Here is a 17845-nt window from a genome sequence, read left to right as displayed (position 1 = left end):
GGCGCGAGCTTGCCGCCGAGGTCGGCGTGCCGCCCTATGTGATCTTTCACGACGCGGTGCTGCGCGCGATGGCGAGCGATCGCCCCGCGACGCGGAGCGCGCTGGCCGATATCCCGGGCGTCGGCGGCAAGAAGCTCGAGGCGTGGGGCGACGCGTTCCTGAACGTCATCCGGCAATATTGATCGCACCTTCACGCTTGTCAGCAAGTGTGCGGTGGGATTAGATCGTCGGCATGAGCGATTTCAGACCCCTTTCCGCCCAATATAGCGTCGCACCCCAGATCGGCATCGAGGATGTCGCCGAGGCGAAGGCGCAAGGCTTTGCCATGGTCGTCAACAACCGGCCCGACGGCGAGGAGCCGGCGGCGCCGCAGGGCGAGCATATCTCGACCGCCTGCGCCGCCGAGGGGCTGGCCTATGCCGCGATCCCGGTAGGGCATGCGGGTTTCAGCCATGCGCAAATCGATGCGCTCGACAAATTGCTGCGCGATGCGACGGGCCCCATCCTCGCCTATTGTCGTTCGGGCACGCGTTCGACCCACCTGTGGGCGCTGACCCGCGCGCGCGCGGGTGACGATGTCGACGGCATCGTGGAAGCGGCGGCGAAGGCGGGTTACGACCTGGCCGGCCTGCGCCCGATGCTGGACGCGCTCGCGGGGGAAAAATGACGCAAGCCGAGTTGATCCAGCTTGGCGCATCGCTGCTCGCAGTGCTGTTCATCGCCTGGCTGGTCGGGAAGATCGGACTCGGGGGCGATCCGCGGATCGCCGATGCTGCGCACGCCATCCGCCTTGCCGAAGAGGCCGAGGCGGGATTTCGGGGGATCGAGGTTGCGCGCGATCGTGCGGGCTTTGCCGCGATCGTGCAAAACGCCGAAGGGCGGATGATGCTGGTGCGCGCGCACGGCAATTTCTTTGCCGCACGACCGGTCGATGCCAGCGTGGTCGGCCGGCTCGACAAGGATTTCCTGACGCTGGCGACGCCGGAGCGGACGTTTGGCGCGGTAACGCTGCAACTGGGGAAGGATGCGGGGATGTGGGCATCGCGAATGCGGGATATCGGTCGTGCCTGAGCTTCCCGATCCCGTCGTCTATGCCGTCCCTGCCTTCATCCTGTTGCTGATTGCCGAAATGATCATCTCATTGCGGCGCGACAAGAGCCGGTACGAGGCGCGCGATACGCTGACCTCGCTGATGCTCGGTACGGTGAGTCAGGTCGCGGGCGCGCTCGTCGGCGCGGCGGTGATCGGCATGTCGGTATGGGTCTATCAATTCCGCCTGTTTGACATCGGGATCGAGTTCGAAAGCTGGTGGTGGGCGTGGATCCTCTGCTTCTTCCTCGACGACCTCGCCTATTATGCCTTTCATCGCAGCGCGCACCGCGTGCGCTGGTTCTGGGCGAGCCACGTCATCCACCACAGCTCGCAGCATTATAATCTATCGACTGCGCTCAGGCAGACGTGGACGGGCTTTTTCAGCCTGACCTTCCTGTTCCGCCTGCCGCTGTTCCTGATCGGCTTTCCGCCCGCGATGGTCTTCTTTTGCGCGGGGCTGAACCTGATCTATCAGTTCTGGATTCACACCGAGGCGATCAGGCGGCTTCCCCGCTGGTTCGAGGCGGTGATGAACACGCCGTCGCATCACCGGGTCCATCACGGGGTCAACCCGCGCTATCTCGACGCCAATTATGCCGGGGTCTTCATCATCTGGGACAAGATGTTCGGCAGCTTCGTTGCCGAACGCGATGACGAACCGGTGCGCTACGGCATCGTCAAGCAGCTCGGCAGCTTCAATATCCTCTGGGCCGCGGTGCACGAATGGGTGGGGATTGCGAAGGACGTCTGGCACGCGCCGTGGAAGCACAAGGCGGGCTATATGTGGCGCGAACCCGGCTGGAGCCACGACGGCAGCCGTGCGACGAGCGCGATGATCAAGGAACGCTGGGCGGCGGGGCGACCCGCGGAAGAGCCGGCGGAGTAGTCAATCATCATCCTCGCGAAAGCGAGGGTCGCCGGAAATGGTGCGCGAGGCCGATAGCCGCCCGGCCTGCGCGGGGGCGACATGTAATGGGCTTGCCTCACCCCCTAATGACATTCATGTAAGCATCCGGGCGACCGCCAGCAGGCGGCGCGAGGGAGAGTCGCAGCATGGATCAGTTCGACATCATCGTTATCGGCGGCGGCAGCGCGGGGAGCGCGGCGGCGGGAAGGCTGGCCGAGGACGGGTCGCGGACGGTCTGCCTGGTCGAGGCGGGCGGGCGCAACGACAGCGTGCGGGTGAAGACCCCCGGTTTCATGCCCTTCATCCCGAAAGCGTCGAACTATCGGTACGAGACGGTGCCGCAGGCAGGGTTGAACGGCCGCACCGGATACCAGCCGCGCGGGCGCGGGCTCGGCGGATCGAGTGCGATCAACGCGATGGTCTATATCCGCGGGCATGCTTTCGATTACGACCAGTGGGCATCGCTGGGCGCGACCGGCTGGAGCTATGCCGAGGTGCTGCCCTTCTTCAAGCGCGCCGAACATAACGAGCGCGGCGGCGACGAATATCACGGGAGCGGGGGGCCGCTCAACGTGATGGACCAGCGCTGGCCCAATGTGACGAGCCGGCGCTTCATCGAGAGCGCGGCGGCGCTGCAATTGCCGCGCACCGCCGATTTCAACGGCGCGAGCAACGAAGGTTTCGGGCTGTATCAGGTGACACAGAAAGCGGGCGAGCGCTGGTCGGCGGCGCGCGCCTATGTCGAGCCGCTGCGCGAGCATGGCAATTTCGCGGTGCGCACCGGCGCGCTGGTCGAGAAGATTCTCGTCGAAAACGGGCGTGCAACGGGGGTGGCGATCCGGCGCGGGTCGAAACGCGAGACGCTGCGTGCACGCGGCGGGGTGATCCTGTCGGCGGGGGCCTTCAACAGTCCGCAGATATTGATGCTGTCGGGGATCGGGCCCGCGGCGCACCTCAGGGACAAGGGGATCGAGGTCATGGCCGACCGCGCCGGCATCGGCGCGAATTTGCAGGACCATATCGACTATGTGTCGAGCTGGGAGACGCGCTCGACCGAACCGTTCGGCGACAGTCTGGGCGGGACGTGGCGGATGATGAAGGCGATCTTCGAACATCGCGGGCGGCGCACCGGCATCATGACGACCTGCTTTGCCGAGGCCGGCGGCTTCTGGAAATCGAACCCCGACCTGCCCGCGCCCGACATCCAGTATCATTTCGTCCCCGCGATGCTCGAGGATCACGGGCGGACGAAGGTGAAAGGGCATGGTTTTTCGTGCCATGCCTGCGTGCTCAGGCCCGAAAGCCGCGGATCGGTGACGCTGGCGTCGGGGGATGCCGCGGCAGCGCCGGCGATCGATCCCGGCTTTCTGACCGACGAGCGCGATATGGCGACGCTGCGCGCCGGGGTGCGCATGATGCACCGCATCGCCGCGGCGCCGCCGCTCGCCGACTATGCGGGTGCCGACCGGCATCCGGTGGACCTCGCCGACGATGCTGCGCTCGATGCGCTGATCCGTGCCCGAGCCGACACCGTCTATCACCCGGTGGGCACGTGCAGGATGGGGAATGACGCCGACGCAGTGGTCGATCCGACGCTCAAGCTCAATGGTATCGAGGGCCTGTGGGTCGCCGACGCGAGCGTGATGCCGCGGCTGGTTTCGGGCAACACCAACGCGCCGAGCATCATGATCGGCGAGCGCGCTGCCGATTTCGTGAAAGCGGCGCTAGGCTGAGTGCGCCCCCGGCGGACGCCGGATAAACGAAATATTGCCCGCTCCGTTTCGGGCCGCATGGGCGGCGCGGAATGGACCGCAAACCGGAGGAGCGCCGACATGGAAAATCGGCCGCTCGACCTATCGGCTCGAGACGGCGGATTCGCTCGTCGTCAGCGATTCGGTTTTGCAGGGCGACGGCTACTGGCGCGTGTTCGCATGTTGCGCTGCTGCCGCAGCATGCCCTGAAAACTGCGATTTTTTGGCGCTCTTTATGATGCGCACAAAAAAAGAGGGCCGGAACTTTCGTTCCGGCCCAGCCTTTCAGGCTCTCCCCTCCTGAAACTGTTGACGCAATGAATGCCATATTAATGTCATGATGAAAAGGCCTAAATTCGATGCGATGCTGCGCAAATTTCGTGCAGCATTTCAGGGCGATTGGAGCCTTGGCCGCGGACGCAAAAAAATGGCCGGGAGCTGTTGCATCCCGGCCACAAGTGGTTCGCAGGAGGAACCTCGTTAGGACCCCGCCGCCGCCGTTTGAAAGGAGAGAGAGCGTGCGGCGACGGGTATCCTGTCTCGTCAATAATTGTAGGCGCGCTCCCCATGCTCGCCGAGGTCGAGGCCTTCGCGTTCGACCTCTTCGGAGACGCGTCCGCCAGTGACCGCCCTGGCCACATAGAAGGCGATGGCCGAGCCGACCGCCGACCAGGCGACCGCAACCAGCACCGACTTGATCTGGATGCCGAACTGGGCGCCGAGGGCGTAGTCGTCACCAGCCGGGCCGCCGAGTGCGGGAAGCATCGTGACCGCGGTCAGGATCGAACCGATCAGGCCGCCGATGCCGTGGATGCCGAACACGTCGAGCGAGTCGTCGAAACCGAGCTTTGGCTTGATCTTCATCACGAACCAGCAGCAGACGATGCCAGCGATCGCGCCGAGGAGGATCGCGCCGAACGGGCCCGAGTTGCCCGCGGCCGGGGTCACGGCAACAAGGCCCGCGATCGCACCCGAACAGGCGCCGAGCAGCGAACCCTTGTGGCCGAGTGCGCGCTCGGTGAGCATCCAGAAGAGGACGCCGGCGGCGGTGGCGGTGAAGGTGTTGATCAGCGCGAGGCCGGCCGAGCCATTGGCTTCGAGCGCCGAGCCGGCGTTGAAGCCGAACCAGCCCACCCACAGGAGGCCGGTTCCGATCAGCGTCATGGTCAGCGAGTGCGGCGCCATGATGTCCTTCTGGTAGCCGGTGCGCTTGCCGATGATGAAGCCGCCCACGAGCGCGGCGACACCCGCGTTTATGTGGACCACGGTGCCGCCCGCGAAGTCGAGCGCGCCCCAGCCGAAGATCAGGCCCGTCGAGGCATCGTCACCGCCGAGATACCAGACCATGTGCGCGATCGGGTAATAGACGATGGTCAGCCAGACGATCGCGAAGACCATGACGGCCGAGAATTTCATGCGTTCGACGAGGCCGCCGAGGACGAGCGCGACGGTGATCGCCGAGAAGGTCATCTGGAAGGCGATGAACACGAATTCGGGGATGACGACGCCATCGGTGAAGGTCGCGACGGTCGAATCCGCAGTGATGCCCGCGAGGAAGAACTTGCCCGACGAGATGAACTGGTTGGCGTCGCCACCGAAAGCGAGGCCATAGCCGTAAATGACCCAGAGGATCATTGCGAGCGCGGCGACCGCGAGAACCTGCGTCAGGACCGAGGCCATATTCTTCGTGCGGACGAGGCCGCCGTAGAAAAGCGCGAGGCCAGGAACGATCATCGCCATGACGAGCACGGTTGCGACCATCATCCAGGCGGTGTCCCCCTTGTCGGGCGTTGGCGCGGCGGCTTCGGCCGCGGCGGGCACCGCTTCCTGCGCCCAGCCGGGCAGCGCGGCGAACAGCGAAAGGCCGACGGCCCCGGCGCCGGCCGCAAATTTATTTGCGAACGTCATGTTTTCCCCCTTCGTCATTACAGTGCCGCCTCGCCGGTCTCGCCGGTGCGGATGCGCACGGCCTGACCCACGTCGAGAACGAAAATCTTGCCGTCGCCGATCGATCCGGTGCCGGCGCTTTGCTGCAGCGTTTCGACGACCCTTGCGGCGAGCGCATCGTCGCAGACGAGCTCGATCTTCACCTTGGGCACCATGTTTGTCGCATATTCAGCGCCGCGGTAGATTTCGGTCTGCCCCTTTTGCCGTCCGAATCCCTTGACCTCGGTCACGGTCATGCCGGCGATGCCGAGCCCGGTGAGCGCCTCGCGCACTTCGTCGAGCTTGAACGGTTTGATGATTGCCAGAATCAGCTTCATGATGCCCCCTTCTGCCTGTGGCATCATGTTGCAGTGCAACAGCCGTGCCAAATTGCGCGACCGGGGTTCAGGCTGACATTTTGTGACGGTTTGGTCGGTGCTTGAGCGAACAATCGTTCGTTCGCTGGGCAGGCGAGCCCGGCGTCTGCCTAAATTTTGGGCAGCCTACTCTGCCGCCTTGAACCGCGCCCAGATCGGCAGATGGTCCGACGCGCGCGCGGCGAGCGGGCTGCGGTGGACCCCCGCATCGACGGCTTCGAGATCGGGGGTTGCGAAAATGCGGTCGAGCTTTGCGACCGGACGGCGGCTGTGGAAGCTGTGGCCGGTGTCGACGAGCCGGTGATGCACGCCGAAATCGGTGAGGCAGCCGCCCGTGGCGCGCCATTCGTTGCAGTCGCCCATCAGGATCGTCGGCAGCGGCTCTCCCTCGGCGACATGGTTCAGGATCGCGCGCGCCTGCTGGCGGCGGCGCAGCCCCGAAATGTCGAGGTGCATGCCGACGACGCGCAGCCGGGTCTCGCCGATACGGATCGTCGCCGCGACCGCCCCCCGGGGTTCGAGCGTCGGCAGGTGCAGCGCATGGCTTTCCTCGACCTCGGCGCCCTTGCGCACGAGCAGCGCGTTTCCGTGCCAGCCGATCGCGTAGGGGCGGCCGCCCAGCAGGTCGACCGGAACATAATCGCTGCGGTCTTCGAACATGTGCGGCGGGATGGCGCTTGCGCGCGTGCCGAAACGCCGGTCGGCCTCCTGCAGCGCGACGATGTCGGCGTCGAGTTCGCCGAGTACCGAAAGCACCCGGCCCGGATCGCGGCGCCGGTCGAGCCCGATGCCCTTGCGCATATTGTAGCTGGCAACCTTGATCATGACGTGCTTTTCAAGCGCTCAGGCCGCGTTTCCGTTCCCGCCGGCCTCGAATTCGGCGACCAGCGCCTGCGCTTCGCCCAAATCCTCGTCGAGCACCATCACGCGTACCGGAATGAGGAGGCCGACGCTTTCGGCGATGTTCATCCCCGCATCGAAGCAGACGGCGTGCACTCCCGCGCTTTCGAGCCGGCCGCGCAGCAGTTCGGCTTCGGCGCCATTGGGCAGGCGCACCAGTTCGACGAGGGGCATCAGGACGTAAATCCGTAGATTGCGCGATCAAGGCGTCGAAATGGCGAAGATATCGGCTTTGCGTGGCCGCTGCGGATGGTGGTTCCATCTGCAAGGCCGCGCGGGTCCGAGATCGAAGCCATTTCGGCGTCCCTTCGGGATTTGACCGATTTTGCCCATGGCCGCGTCAGCGCGCCTTGGAATATATTCATATGCCTGCGTCTCGCTTCCTTGCCCTGAACAAAATCGCTTCAAACCTCGATCGCGCAATCTACGGATTTACGTCCTGAGCGTCACCCGCGATGAAACGGTCGGTCGGACGCGTCGGCAAACCGTCGATGCTGCGGTCGCGCTCCCGGAATTTCTCGACCCACAGGGCGCGGTCGGCCTGCCGGTGATATTTCTGCAGCGTGTCGCGTTCGTGCTGCAATTCCATCATCGGCACGCCCCAGCCGCAGCTCGTCTGTACGCTTTCGACGTCGATAACGAAGATCTGGCGCGTGCCCGGGAGCAAGGTGAAGGTCGCGGCGACGGAATCCCATTCGTCGTCCTGCGGCAGCACGGGGCGGCCGCGGCCATAGATGCGCAGGATCAGCGCGCTGCGGTCGAAGGCGCAGAACATGATCGTGATCCGCCCGTCGGCGGCGAGATGCGCGTGGGTCTCGTTGCCCGAGCCGCCGAGGTCGAGGTAAGCGACCTGCGACGACGACAGGACCCGGAAGCTGTCGGCATAGCCTTTGGGCGACAGGTTGATTCGCGCGCCCTCCGCGGCGGTCGCGGTGAAATAGACCGGCTGCCTTTCGATGAAGGCGATATGCTTGTCAGTCAGCGTGTCGGTGAATTCGGCCATGGCTGCTCTCCGTATCGCGCCCGCCCTATCACCAATTTCTGCCCTCTTCTATCGCGGCTTCCTCGTCGGGGCGTGTCGCACGGCCCAGCGCTTCGTTGCGGTGGGGAAAGCGGCCGAAGCGGTCGACGATGTCGAAATGCTTCTGCGCGTAATCAGCGAACAAGGGGTCGGCGAGCTGGCTCATCAGGCGCAGCGATTCGCGCTGGTCTGCCATCTCCTCGCTATGTTCGAAGGGAAGGTAGGCGAATTGACGGCGGTTGTCGGGCCAGTCCTGGTCCCAGCCTTGGGCGACGATACCGCGCGCGATCGCGCGGGCGAGATCGTCGGTTGCGAAGGCGTCGGCGTGGCCGCGAAACAGATTGCGCGGCACCTGATCGAACAGGATCGTCGCGGCGAGCGCGGTGTCGGGGTCGGTCAGGAAGCTTTCTGCGGGCTGCGTGCGCAGCGCGGCGTGCCAGCCTTCGGCGAGATCGCGGACCTCGGCGTCGAAATCGGGGCCGCCGCCGTACCAGTCGTCCATCCCGTGGGCATCGAACCAGAAGGCGAGCAATTGCCTGTCCCAGTCGGCGGGCGGAGCGGCGGGCGTGTCGGGATCGTTCGTCATTGCGGATGCAGCGAAGCAATCCGGGGCGCTTTACGCAAGCCCCGGATTGCCGCTTTTCGCACGACGAACGAGGTTATTCGGCCTTGGCGCGCCGGTACGGCACGAATTCGCCGAGCGAGACGAAGCCGCTGTACATGCGGCTCGTGCGGTCGCGCAGTTCGATGGTGTCGATGCTGCAGAGCTGGCTGCCGGTCAGCCGGGTGACGAGGATATCGTCATCGTCGAGCGATTCGGCGCCGCCTTTGGGGCGGTTGACCCAGAGGGTGCCGCCGCTGCGATAGACGATCGCGGTCTTGTCGATGATCTGCGAACTGTTGGTCGCCGGCAGCGAGATGCAATCCTGCGGCTCGCCGGCGACGCGGCCTTCGAGCAGCTTGGCGAGCTGTGCTTCGGGGGCGAGCCGCTCCTTCGCCGCCGAAGCGGCGGGGGTGGCCGCGATCGCGGCGGCGGCAAGAAGCGTCGGTATCAGGTGACGCATGGTTTAGACTCCTGTCTTCTTCATACCCTACCCGCGCCCTTCCTAGGCGCGGGCGGGTGAACAGGGGCTGACTCGTCGCGAAGTCAGCACGCTCCGTCGGGGAGCGGGATACCGAGCGGGCCCTTGCACTTCTTTTTCTTCGCGGGTTCGGTGGGCGTGCTGCCACCCGCGCTTGCTCCGCTCCCCGACCCGCTCAGGCCGCCGAAATCGGCGCCGACCATCAGCATCGTGTGCGAACGGAAACGCACTTTCGCGGTCCAGTCGATGTTCCAGGTCGCATTGCCTGCGGGCTTGGGGGGATAAGAGAAATTGGCCTCGGGCCCGAAGGCATTGAGATTGCCGATCATCATCTCGCCCGACGCCTTTTTGACCTCGGCGGGAATCTGGCAGCTCGTCTGCGCGGGCGGCATCACGATCTTCTTCGTGACGAGATTCGCGACCACCGACGGGGGCAGCCAGTCCCACAGTCCGCCGCCGAATTCCTTCGACGCGCTGCTCGTCCACCAGACGATATCGCCGAGATCATTCTTGCCGCCGCCATTGCCCATGCCGCCGATCGTCCACGCGACATAGCCGGTGGCGCCGGGCACCGCATTCCAGCGCACCATCACCGACTGGTCGCCCTGGATCGCGGTCGAGGCTGAGAGCCCCTGCATATAATCCTGCGCCAGCGTGAAATTGATGTCGGTGCCGATATTGCTCGCGACACGGTGCGCGCCGAGCAACGACGAGCCCGATCCGGGCTGGCGCCCGCCCTTCTTGTTCGGCCAGTCGATGTAGGACCGGCTGTTCGCCTTGCTGACCTCGCGGATCACCGGAACCGCGCTCGAAAAGAGGTTCGGCGGCATCTGCCCCGCCGCCACCTTGGCGAAATCGATCACCACCGGTTGCCCCGGACCCGCCTTCGCGCCGCAGCCCCAGTAAAGGAGCAGGCGGCCCTTCGGGCGCTCGAACGGGGTCGTCCCCGTCTCTTCCTTGCCTTCCTCCCAGAACAGCGGAACCGATTTGCCCATCTTCGCCTGCGGCTGAAAAAAATGGTCGCCCTTGGGTGGCGGCGCTGTGGCGGCGTCGTTCGAGCCGAGGCGGAGCAGGAGTTGATGCGCGACCTTGCTGGACGGATCACCGCCGAACATCATCCCCATCGCGCCGCCGAGACCTCCCTTGCCCCCGCCCATTGCGGCGAAACCGGACATCGTTGCGACATCCATCTCGTAACGCTCTTTGGGACCGGTCGATTTTTGTGCCGAGCCGGGAACGGCGGCGAGCATTGCGGCGATGGCCGCCGCGGAAACGAAACGCAGATTCGAACGCATGATATCCTCCCTGTTGCGAGGGATGCCCCCCACGGATGATGCGACCGAATCTTGTTTCTGTTTGGATGTCCTATATGCGCGGGAGCGGCGAACGCCAAGTGAGGGCGATCACAGGCCGGGCGCGACGAAATGGGAAGAGGTCAAGCGGTGCCGCCCACGGTCAGCCCGCTGACCAGCAAGGTCGGCTGGCCGACGCCCGCGGGGACGCTCTGGCCGCCCTTGCCGCAGACACCGATGCCTTCGTCGATCGCCATGTCATTGCCGATGCCGGTGACCTTGGTGAGAACACTCGGCCCGTCGCCGATCAGCGTCGCGCCCTTTATCGAGTCGCCCAATTTGCCGTTCTCGATCTTGTACGCCTCGGTGCAGCTGAAGACGAACTTGCCCGACACGATGTCGACCTGTCCGCCGCCGAAGCTTTTGGCGAAAATGCCGTTCCTGACGCGTGACAGAAGCTCGGCGGGATCGTCATTGCCGCCGCGCATGAAGGTGTTCGTCATCCGCGGCATCGGCGCATGCGCAAAACTCTCGCGCCGTCCGTTGCCGGTCGGTTGGACGCCCATCAGGCGCGCGTTGAGGCGGTCCTGCATATAGCCCTTCAAAATGCCGTCCTCGATCAGCACCGTCTCGCCGGTCGGCGTGCCTTCGTCGTCGATGCTGAGCGAACCGCGGCGGCCGCCTCCGACAGGGCTGTCCATCGCGCCGTCGTCAACCACCGTCACCCCGGCAGCGGCGACGCGTTCGCCGATACGGCCGGAAAAGGCGCTGGTGCCCTTGCGGTTGAAATCGCCCTCGAGCCCGTGGCCGACCGCTTCATGCAGCAGCACGCCGGGCCAGCCGGGGCCGAGCAGCACGGTGAATTCGCCCGCGGGCGCGTCGACCGCGCGCAGATTGACGAGCGCCTGCGCCAGCGCCTCGTCGATCGCGCGGTTCCACTGCGCGGGTTCGAAGAGGTGATCGTACATATAACGGCCGCCAAGACCGAAATAGCCGGTTTCGCGGCGGCCGTTTTCCTCGACGACGATCGAGACGTTGAGGCGGACGAGCGGGCGGATGTCGGTCGCGAGGAAGCCGTCGGCGCGGACGATTTCGACCACCGACCAGCTGCCCGCGAGTGCGACCGAGACCTGGACGATGCGCGGATCGCGCGCGCGCGCCGCGGCGTCGATTTCCTGGCAGAGCGCTACCTTCTTGGCGAAGGGGATAAGGTCGAGCGGGTTTGCCTCGTCATAGAGATGGCGATTGGTACGCGGCGGCGGCGCGGCGTGCGCCTGATTCGACGGGTCGAGCAGGGCGAGCGTCTCGGCGGCGCGGCGGATCGCGCCGGCGCTGATGTCGCTGGCGTGGGCGAAACCCGTCATCTCGCCCGACACGGCGCGCAGGCCGAAACCGGCATCGGTCGAATAATCGGCGGTCTTGAGGCGCCCGTCGTCGAAACCGAAGCTCTCGGTCGCGCGATATTGCAGGTAAAGCTCGCCGTCGTCGGCCTTGGCGAGCGCCTCGCGCGCGAGCGCCTGCGCCAGATCAGGGTCGAGCGCGTCGGCGCGATAGAGGAAGCGGCGGGGATCGGTGGGGCTTGTCATGGTGCCGATATAGGGGCGCGAGGCATCGACGCAAAGGCCTGTTGCGGGCCGAAATTGCCAGGCGTGCCGCGAAGGATAGGGAAGGCGGCGCTTATTCGCCGCAGGAGATCACGCCTTGTCGGCGATCCCGCCGATGAGGATGAAGCGCCGGTCGCAATAACCGCAGTCGGCGAAACCCTCGTCGACATCGATTTCGAGCCACACGCGCGGGTGGCCGAGGGCCGCGTCGGCGAGGCCGTCGCCGGTGCCATCGCAGGCAATGCGGCTCTTGGGAGTGCGGATGGTTTCGGGCGCAGGCTGGGTCATCGATCGCGCCCATAGCAAGCGTGGCCGGCGCCCGCAATCGGTCTGCGCAATCTGTGCGGCGCTCGCCCGGGCCGATCTTCCCCGAACCGGTTCTCGCGGCGAGTTCCAACCTGGCGTTGACGCGCCGCCGGGCAGAAAATCGGGACCGAGATGAAGACTTTCGCCCGCCGCAGCGCGCGGCTATGGAAGCCGCCATGAGTGAAGCCGCCATCCGCATCGACGCCGTCTCCAAACTTTATGCCGGCGGCAAGCAGGCGCTCGACAATGTCAGTTTCGACGTGCCGCGCGGTCAGATTTTCGGCCTGCTCGGGCCGAACGGTGCGGGCAAGTCGACTTTGATCAACATCCTCGCGGGTCTGGTCAACAAGACGAGCGGGTCGGCAAGCATCTGGGGATTCGATATCGACGCCGATCCGCGCAATGCCAAATATTCGATCGGCATCGTTCCGCAGGAAATCGTCTTCGACCCCTTTTTCACGCCGTTCGAGACGCTGGAGAATCAGGCCGGGCTCTACGGCGTGGCCCGGGACAGGCGCATTTCGGACGAGCTGCTCGCGGCTGTCCATCTGTCGGACAAACGCGATGCCTACGCGCGCACCCTTTCGGGCGGCATGAAGCGTCGGCTGCTCGTCGCCAAGGCGATGGTGCATTCGCCGCCGATCATCGTGCTCGACGAGCCAACCGCAGGGGTCGACATCGAACTCCGCCAGCAGCTCTGGGAATATGTGCAATCCTTGAACGACCGCGGCGTGACAGTGGTGCTGACGACGCATTATCTCGAAGAGGCCGAGGAACTGTGCGACCGGATCGCGATCATCAACCATGGCAAGCTGATCGCGAACAAGCCGACGCGCGAGCTGGTCGACATGGCGCGCGAGAAGATCGTCGTCGTGACGCTCGACGCCGATGTCACGGTGCTGCCGACGCATCCGGCGTTCGAGAAGGTCGAGCGCGAGGGCGAGCGGGGGCTGGCTATCAGCTATAACAAGGATCGCATGAACGCGGGCGAAGTGCTCGCCGCGGTTAACGCGATGGGGCATGGTATCGTCGACGTGTCGACGCGCGAGGCCGATCTGGAAGATGTGTTTCTGAATTTGACGCGCGCCGCCAATGGCTGAGCCGGCCGCCCACGACGTCATCATCGTCGGTTCCGGCGCCGCCGGGCTTACCGCCGCCATCGCCCTCGCCGACCATTGCAAGGTGCTCGTGCTGGCGAAGGGAGAGCTCACGGGTGGGTCGACCGCGTGGGCGCAGGGCGGGATTGCCGCGGTGCTCGACGCGGGCGACACGTTCGAGAATCATATCGAGGACACGATGATTGCGGGCGGTGGATTGAACCGGCGCGAGACGGTCGAGTTCGTCGTCGAGAACGCCCCGCACGCGATCGAGCGGCTCGTCGAGATGGGCGTCCCGTTCAACAAGGATGCCGAGGCGCTGCACCTGACGCGCGAGGGAGGGCATTCGCACCGCCGCATCGTCCATGTCGACGATGCGACCGGCTGGGCGGTGCAGGCGGCGCTGCTCAAGACCGCCGAGGCGCATCCGAACATCACCTTGCTGCCCGGGCAGGCGTGCATCGACCTGATCACCGGGCGGCACGAGGAACGCTATTCGGGTTCGGGCCGCGTCTGGGGCGTCTATGCGCTCGACGAAAAGACGGGGAAGGTGCGCGCGCATGTCGGCCGCGCGACGATCCTCGCGAGCGGCGGGGCGGGGCGCGTGTACCAGTTTTCCACGGCTCCAAGGGGCGCAACGGGCGACGGCATCGCGATGGCGTGGCGTGCGGGCGCGCGCGTGTCGAACATGGAGATGATGCAGTTCCACCCGACCTGCCTCTATAATCTCGACGTCAAGAATTTCCTGATTACCGAGGCGGTCCGCGGCGAAGGGGGCATATTGAAGCACCCCGTCACCGGGCACCGTTACATGCCCGACTATGACGTGCGGGCGGAGCTTGCGCCGCGCGATGTCGTCGCGCGCGCGAACGACGACCAGATCAAGCGCTCGGGCCTCGACTATGTCCACCTCGACATCAGCGACAAGGACCCCGATTTCGTCGCGGGGCATTTCCCGAACATCCATGAAAAGCTGCTGACGCTCGGCATCGACATGACGAAGCAGCCGATCCCGGTGGTGCCCGCGCAGCATTATACCTGCGGCGGCGTGCTGATCGACCTCGACGGGCGCACCGACCTGCCGGGGCTATATGCGGCAGGTGAATGCACCGAAAGCGGGCTTCACGGCGCCAACCGTCTGGCGTCGAACAGCCTGCTCGAATGTTTCGTGTTCGGCGAGGCGGCGGCAAGGCATATCATCGATTGCTGGGACCAGCTCGACGCACCGCCCGCGATCCGGCCGTGGGACGAAAGCCGCGTGACCGATTCCGACGAAGAGGTCGTGATCAAGCAGAACTGGACCGAAATCCGACGCTTCATGTGGAATTATGTCGGGATCGTGCGGACGACGAAACGGCTCGAACGCGCGCGGCATCGCATCGACATGATGACGCACGAGGTCGAGGATTATTACGGCCATTTCCGCGTCACGACGGACCTCATCGAACTCAGAAACCTGCTCCAATGCGCCGAGCTGATCGTGCGCAGCGCACTGCACCGCAAGGAAAGCCGCGGGCTGCACTATACGCTCGATTATCCGGAGCTGTTGCCGCAGGCGGTCGATACGGTGCTGGTGCCGTGAGGACGGTTCGAAAATAATCTCACGCAAAGGCGCGATAGAGGGCATCTTGCTAGTCGAATTGAAATCGGTGGAGCGGCTATCGCCGCTGCACGGAAAACAGGTTCTCACCTATCTTCGCCTGCTTGACTTGCCGTTGGGGCTTCTGATCAACTTTGGCGGCGAAACATTCAAGCAAGGCGTTAAGCGCGTCTTGAATAATCATCGCAACTGATTTCGCGCCCCTTCTTTGCGCCTTCGCGCCTTTGCGTGAGACATTCTTCTCAACCGCCGATATCCAGCAATCGCCCGACAAAAATCAGCACGATCGCACCGATCACCGAGGCAAGGCAGCCCGCGCGGCTGAAGTCGCCGCGGCCGCGCGAGGTCGCGAGGCCGGCGAGGAGCGAACCGCCGATGCCGAGCAGGATCGTCGCGATCCAGCCCATGTGGACCGCGCCGGGATAGAAGAAGCGCGCAAGCGCCCCGATGATCAGGCCCGAGAGGATCGCGCCGATAATGTTGATCATGCGTTGAATCCTTCGCCCAGAAAACGTTCGGCGAGCGCGGCGTGCAAAGCGGCACCGCGCGCCATCACGCTCTCGTCGAGCACCATATGATTCGAATGGAGGCCGCAGCATTGGCGCCAGTCGCTGCCCGCCTCGCTCGCGCCGAGCCAGAACATCGCGCCGGGTACCTTTTCGAGGACATAGGAGAAATCCTCGGCGCCCATCACCGGATTGTCCATGGTCAGCCAGGCTTCTTCGCCGAACGTCTCCTCGACGACCGACTGGCCGAAACTGACCGCACGGCTGTCGCAGATGGTGACGGGGAAGCCCTCCTCGATAGTCACTTCGGCGGTGCAGCCATGCGCTTCGGCGATCGCGGGGGCGAGGCGCCTGAGTTCGCGTGCGACCATCGCGCGGCGCTCGGGCGACAGCGTACGGATCGTGCCGAGCATCTCGGCGGTCTCGGGGATGATATTGTTCGTCGTGCCCGCCGCGATCTTCGCGATCGTGATCACTGCGGGATCGAAGACCGAGATGCGCCGCGTCACCATCGTCTGGATCGCGGTGACGATCGCGCAGGCGACGGGGATCGGGTCGATGCTGTCGTGCGGCATCGACGCGTGGCCGCCCGCACCCTTGACGTTGATCGAGAGGACATCGGACGAAGCGAGCAGCGGTCCCGCGCGACCGGCAAAGATGCCGTGCGGCGCGTTGGGCATGATGTGGAGTGCAAAGGCGGCATCGGGCAGCGGGTCGATGATCCCGTCGTCGAGCATGAAGCGCGCGCCGTGATGCCCCTCTTCGCCCGGCTGAAACATGAACATCACGGTGCCGGGCAGGCGGTCACGCGCCGCGCAGAGCAGCTTCGCCGCGCCGACGAGCATCGCGACATGCGTGTCGTGCCCGCATGCATGCATCGCGCCGCTGATCTCGGAGGTGAAATCGAGCCCCGTATCCTCAAGCAGGGGCAGCGCATCCATGTCGCCGCGCAGCAGTACGGTGCGCCCGTTCGCGGGACCGCGCAGGATCGCGATCAGCCCGGTCGTCGACGGCCCCTCGCGAAATTCGAGCGGCAGGCCGGCGAGCGCATCCTTGATCTTTGCGAGCGTTTTCGGATTTTGCAGGCCGAGTTCGGGTTCGCGGTGAATCGCGCGGCGAAGGTCGACGAGGTCGGGGAGGAGGGTTTCGGCCTCGGCGGGCCAGCTTCGGGCTATCTCGCTCACTTCTTTCCTCCAAACAATTGCCGACCCGCCAGATCCAGCATGATTTCCTCGCTGCCGCCGCCGATCGCGTTGACGCGAACTTCGCGGTAGATGCGTTCGACCTTGCTGCCCGTGATATAGCTCGCGCCGCCGAGGATTTGCGCGGCCTCGCGCGCGACGGCTTCGAGCATCCGTGTCGCCTGCACCTTGAGCATCGCGAAATCGGCGGGGCGGGCCTTGTCGTGCTTGACCTGCCAGGCGGCGAGATCGACCCACGCCTGTGTCGCCTCGATCTGGCGTTCCATGTCGGCGAGCTTGATGCGGATCGACTGGTGGCCGACGAGCGGCTTGCCGAAGGTTTCGCGCTGCTGTGCCCACTCCGCCGCTTCGGCCATTGCGACGCGGGCATAGGCGCAGCAGCCCATCGCCATGCCGAGCCGCTCGCTGTTGAAGTTGCGCATGATGCCGATGAAGCCGCCATTCTCGGGACCGATCAGATTTTCGGCGGGCACGCGGACGCTCTCGAAATGGATCGCGGCGGTGTCGCTGCAGCGCCAGCCCATCTTGTCGAGTCGCGTCCGCTCGACGCCCGGCGAGTTCATGTCGATCAGCAGCAGCGAGATGCCTGCGGCGCCCGGCCCGCCGGTGCGCACCGCGCAGGTCAGCCAGTCGGCGCGCATGCCGCTGGTGATGAACATCTTGCCGCCATTGACGATGTAGCTGTCACTGTCCCGCACAGCCGTGGTCCTGAGGTTGGCGACGTCGCTGCCGCCGCCCGCTTCGGTGATACCGAGCGCGATGATCCTGTCGCCCGCGAGCACCGGCGGCGCGACGCGTTGCTTGAGCTCTTCCGATCCGAGAGCGAGGATCGGCGGCAGGCCGATGCCGTGGGTCATCAGCGACGCACCGAGGCCGCCGGCGCCGACTGCGGCGAGTTCCTCGGTGAGTATGAGGCTGTGGAAATTGTCGAAGCCCTCCGAATGCCCGCCATATTGTTCCGGGTAGCGCAGCCCGAGAATGCCCGCTTCTGCCGCTTTCTTGTGGAGTTCGCGCGGCAGTTCGCCTTCGGCTTCCCAGCGGTCGATGTGCGGCGCAATCTCGCGCGCGACGAAACGGCGGACGCTTTGCGCCAGTGCTTCGTGGGTTTCGTCATAATAGGGCGAGCGTGCGCGCCAGTCGTCGAAGGCTGTCATGAAGCGATGCTGGGCGCGATTGACGTAA

At 65.2% G+C, this 17845-nt stretch carries 21 protein-coding genes; 8 read left to right on the top strand and 13 right to left on the bottom strand.

All coding sequences use genetic code 11. The features are described from left to right. The 5 genes from VN047_RS22660 to VN047_RS22640 form a co-directional block, all read left to right on the top strand. The coding region (locus VN047_RS22660; protein ID WP_325546749.1) for an HRDC domain-containing protein at nt 1-182 on the top strand (182 nt) is incomplete at its 5' end. Nucleotides 183-232: 50 nt separating this feature from the next. Further along, a complete protein-coding gene (locus VN047_RS22655; RefSeq protein WP_325546747.1) occupies nt 233-667 on the top strand; it encodes a TIGR01244 family sulfur transferase in 435 nt (144 codons plus the stop codon). Continuing rightward, complete coding sequence (locus VN047_RS22650; protein WP_325546745.1) at nt 664-1071, top strand: hypothetical protein; 408 nt, start codon at nt 664-666, stop codon at nt 1069-1071. The genes VN047_RS22655 and VN047_RS22650 overlap by 4 nt, the downstream gene beginning before the upstream one ends. Next, nucleotides 1064-1978, top strand: coding sequence for a sterol desaturase family protein (locus VN047_RS22645; RefSeq protein WP_325546743.1), 915 nt, complete (start codon nt 1064-1066; stop codon nt 1976-1978). Before VN047_RS22650 ends, VN047_RS22645 begins: the two co-directional genes overlap by 8 nt. A gap of 167 nt (nt 1979-2145) precedes the next feature. Further along, entirely contained in the window at nt 2146-3732 is a 1587-nt protein-coding gene (locus VN047_RS22640; RefSeq protein ID WP_325546741.1) for a GMC family oxidoreductase, read from the top strand. A gap of 561 nt (nt 3733-4293) precedes the next feature. On the opposite strand, the gene VN047_RS22635 is transcribed toward VN047_RS22640, so the two are convergent. From VN047_RS22635 to VN047_RS22590, 10 genes are all read right to left on the bottom strand, one after another. After that, the gene (locus VN047_RS22635) at nt 4294-5658 is read right to left on the bottom strand and encodes an ammonium transporter (RefSeq protein WP_325546740.1); all 1365 of its coding nucleotides are present in this window, start codon (nt 5656-5658) and stop codon (nt 4294-4296) included. A 17-nt stretch (nt 5659-5675) separates the two neighbouring features. After that, on the bottom strand, nt 5676-6014 hold the full coding sequence (locus tag VN047_RS22630) for a P-II family nitrogen regulator (protein WP_033074080.1): 339 nt from the start codon (nt 6012-6014) through the stop codon (nt 5676-5678). Between the two features lie 165 nt (nt 6015-6179). Further along, nucleotides 6180-6878, bottom strand: coding sequence for an endonuclease/exonuclease/phosphatase family protein (locus VN047_RS22625; protein WP_325546735.1), 699 nt, complete (start codon nt 6876-6878; stop codon nt 6180-6182). A gap of 18 nt (nt 6879-6896) precedes the next feature. After that, entirely contained in the window at nt 6897-7127 is a 231-nt protein-coding gene (locus VN047_RS22620) for a DUF2007 domain-containing protein (protein WP_325546733.1), read from the bottom strand. Between the two features lie 250 nt (nt 7128-7377). Beyond that, complete coding sequence (locus VN047_RS22615) at nt 7378-7956, bottom strand: pyridoxamine 5'-phosphate oxidase family protein (RefSeq protein ID WP_325546731.1); 579 nt, start codon at nt 7954-7956, stop codon at nt 7378-7380. A 28-nt stretch (nt 7957-7984) separates the two neighbouring features. Continuing rightward, nucleotides 7985-8560, bottom strand: a complete 576-nt coding sequence (locus VN047_RS22610) for a DUF924 family protein (protein ID WP_325546729.1) — start codon at nt 8558-8560, stop codon at nt 7985-7987. A gap of 73 nt (nt 8561-8633) precedes the next feature. Next, the gene (locus VN047_RS22605; RefSeq protein WP_325546727.1) at nt 8634-9038 is read right to left on the bottom strand and encodes a hypothetical protein; all 405 of its coding nucleotides are present in this window, start codon (nt 9036-9038) and stop codon (nt 8634-8636) included. A gap of 83 nt (nt 9039-9121) precedes the next feature. Then, on the bottom strand, nt 9122-10351 hold the full coding sequence (locus tag VN047_RS22600) for a hypothetical protein (protein WP_325546725.1): 1230 nt from the start codon (nt 10349-10351) through the stop codon (nt 9122-9124). Nucleotides 10352-10491: 140 nt separating this feature from the next. Continuing rightward, complete coding sequence (gene tldD / locus VN047_RS22595) at nt 10492-11934, bottom strand: metalloprotease TldD (protein ID WP_325546724.1); 1443 nt, start codon at nt 11932-11934, stop codon at nt 10492-10494. 108 nt (nt 11935-12042) lie between these two features. Next, nucleotides 12043-12240 carry a zinc-finger domain-containing protein gene (locus VN047_RS22590; protein ID WP_325546722.1) on the bottom strand — a complete coding sequence of 66 codons (198 nt, stop codon included), beginning with the start codon at nt 12238-12240 and terminating at the stop codon, nt 12043-12045. 194 nt (nt 12241-12434) lie between these two features. On the opposite strand from VN047_RS22590, the gene VN047_RS22585 reads away from it, so the two are divergent. From VN047_RS22585 to VN047_RS22575, 3 genes are read left to right on the top strand one after another with little or no spacing between them, the layout of a single operon-like run. Next, nucleotides 12435-13358, top strand: a complete 924-nt coding sequence (locus VN047_RS22585; protein WP_325546720.1) for an ABC transporter ATP-binding protein — start codon at nt 12435-12437, stop codon at nt 13356-13358. Beyond that, nucleotides 13351-14937: an L-aspartate oxidase gene (nadB, locus tag VN047_RS22580; protein ID WP_325546718.1), complete on the top strand. Its 1587-nt coding sequence runs from the start codon at nt 13351-13353 to the stop codon at nt 14935-14937. The genes VN047_RS22585 and nadB overlap by 8 nt, the downstream gene beginning before the upstream one ends. Nucleotides 14938-14983: 46 nt before the next feature. Continuing rightward, nucleotides 14984-15148, top strand: a complete 165-nt coding sequence (locus tag VN047_RS22575; protein WP_325546716.1) for a GxxExxY protein — start codon at nt 14984-14986, stop codon at nt 15146-15148. A gap of 49 nt (nt 15149-15197) precedes the next feature. Here VN047_RS22575 and VN047_RS22570 read toward each other — a convergent pair whose 3' ends face one another. The 3 genes from VN047_RS22570 to VN047_RS22560 are packed head-to-tail and all read right to left on the bottom strand — an operon-like array spanning nt 15198 to nt 17817. Then, nucleotides 15198-15443, bottom strand: a complete 246-nt coding sequence (locus VN047_RS22570) for a GlsB/YeaQ/YmgE family stress response membrane protein (RefSeq protein WP_325546714.1) — start codon at nt 15441-15443, stop codon at nt 15198-15200. Next, nucleotides 15440-16645, bottom strand: coding sequence for a M20 metallopeptidase family protein (locus VN047_RS22565; RefSeq protein WP_414712750.1), 1206 nt, complete (start codon nt 16643-16645; stop codon nt 15440-15442). Before VN047_RS22565 ends, VN047_RS22570 begins: the two co-directional genes overlap by 4 nt. After that, nucleotides 16642-17817 carry an acyl-CoA dehydrogenase family protein gene (locus tag VN047_RS22560; protein WP_325546712.1) on the bottom strand — a complete coding sequence of 392 codons (1176 nt, stop codon included), beginning with the start codon at nt 17815-17817 and terminating at the stop codon, nt 16642-16644. The genes VN047_RS22565 and VN047_RS22560 overlap by 4 nt, the downstream gene beginning before the upstream one ends. Between the last annotated feature and the right edge of the window lie 28 nt (nt 17818-17845).

The sequence above is a fragment of the Sphingopyxis sp. genome (assembly GCF_035565275.1).
Lineage (GTDB): Bacteria > Pseudomonadota > Alphaproteobacteria > Sphingomonadales > Sphingomonadaceae > Sphingopyxis.
The sequence above is the reverse complement of the archived record's forward strand: the minus strand, read 5'-3'. Positions and strand labels throughout refer to the sequence as shown.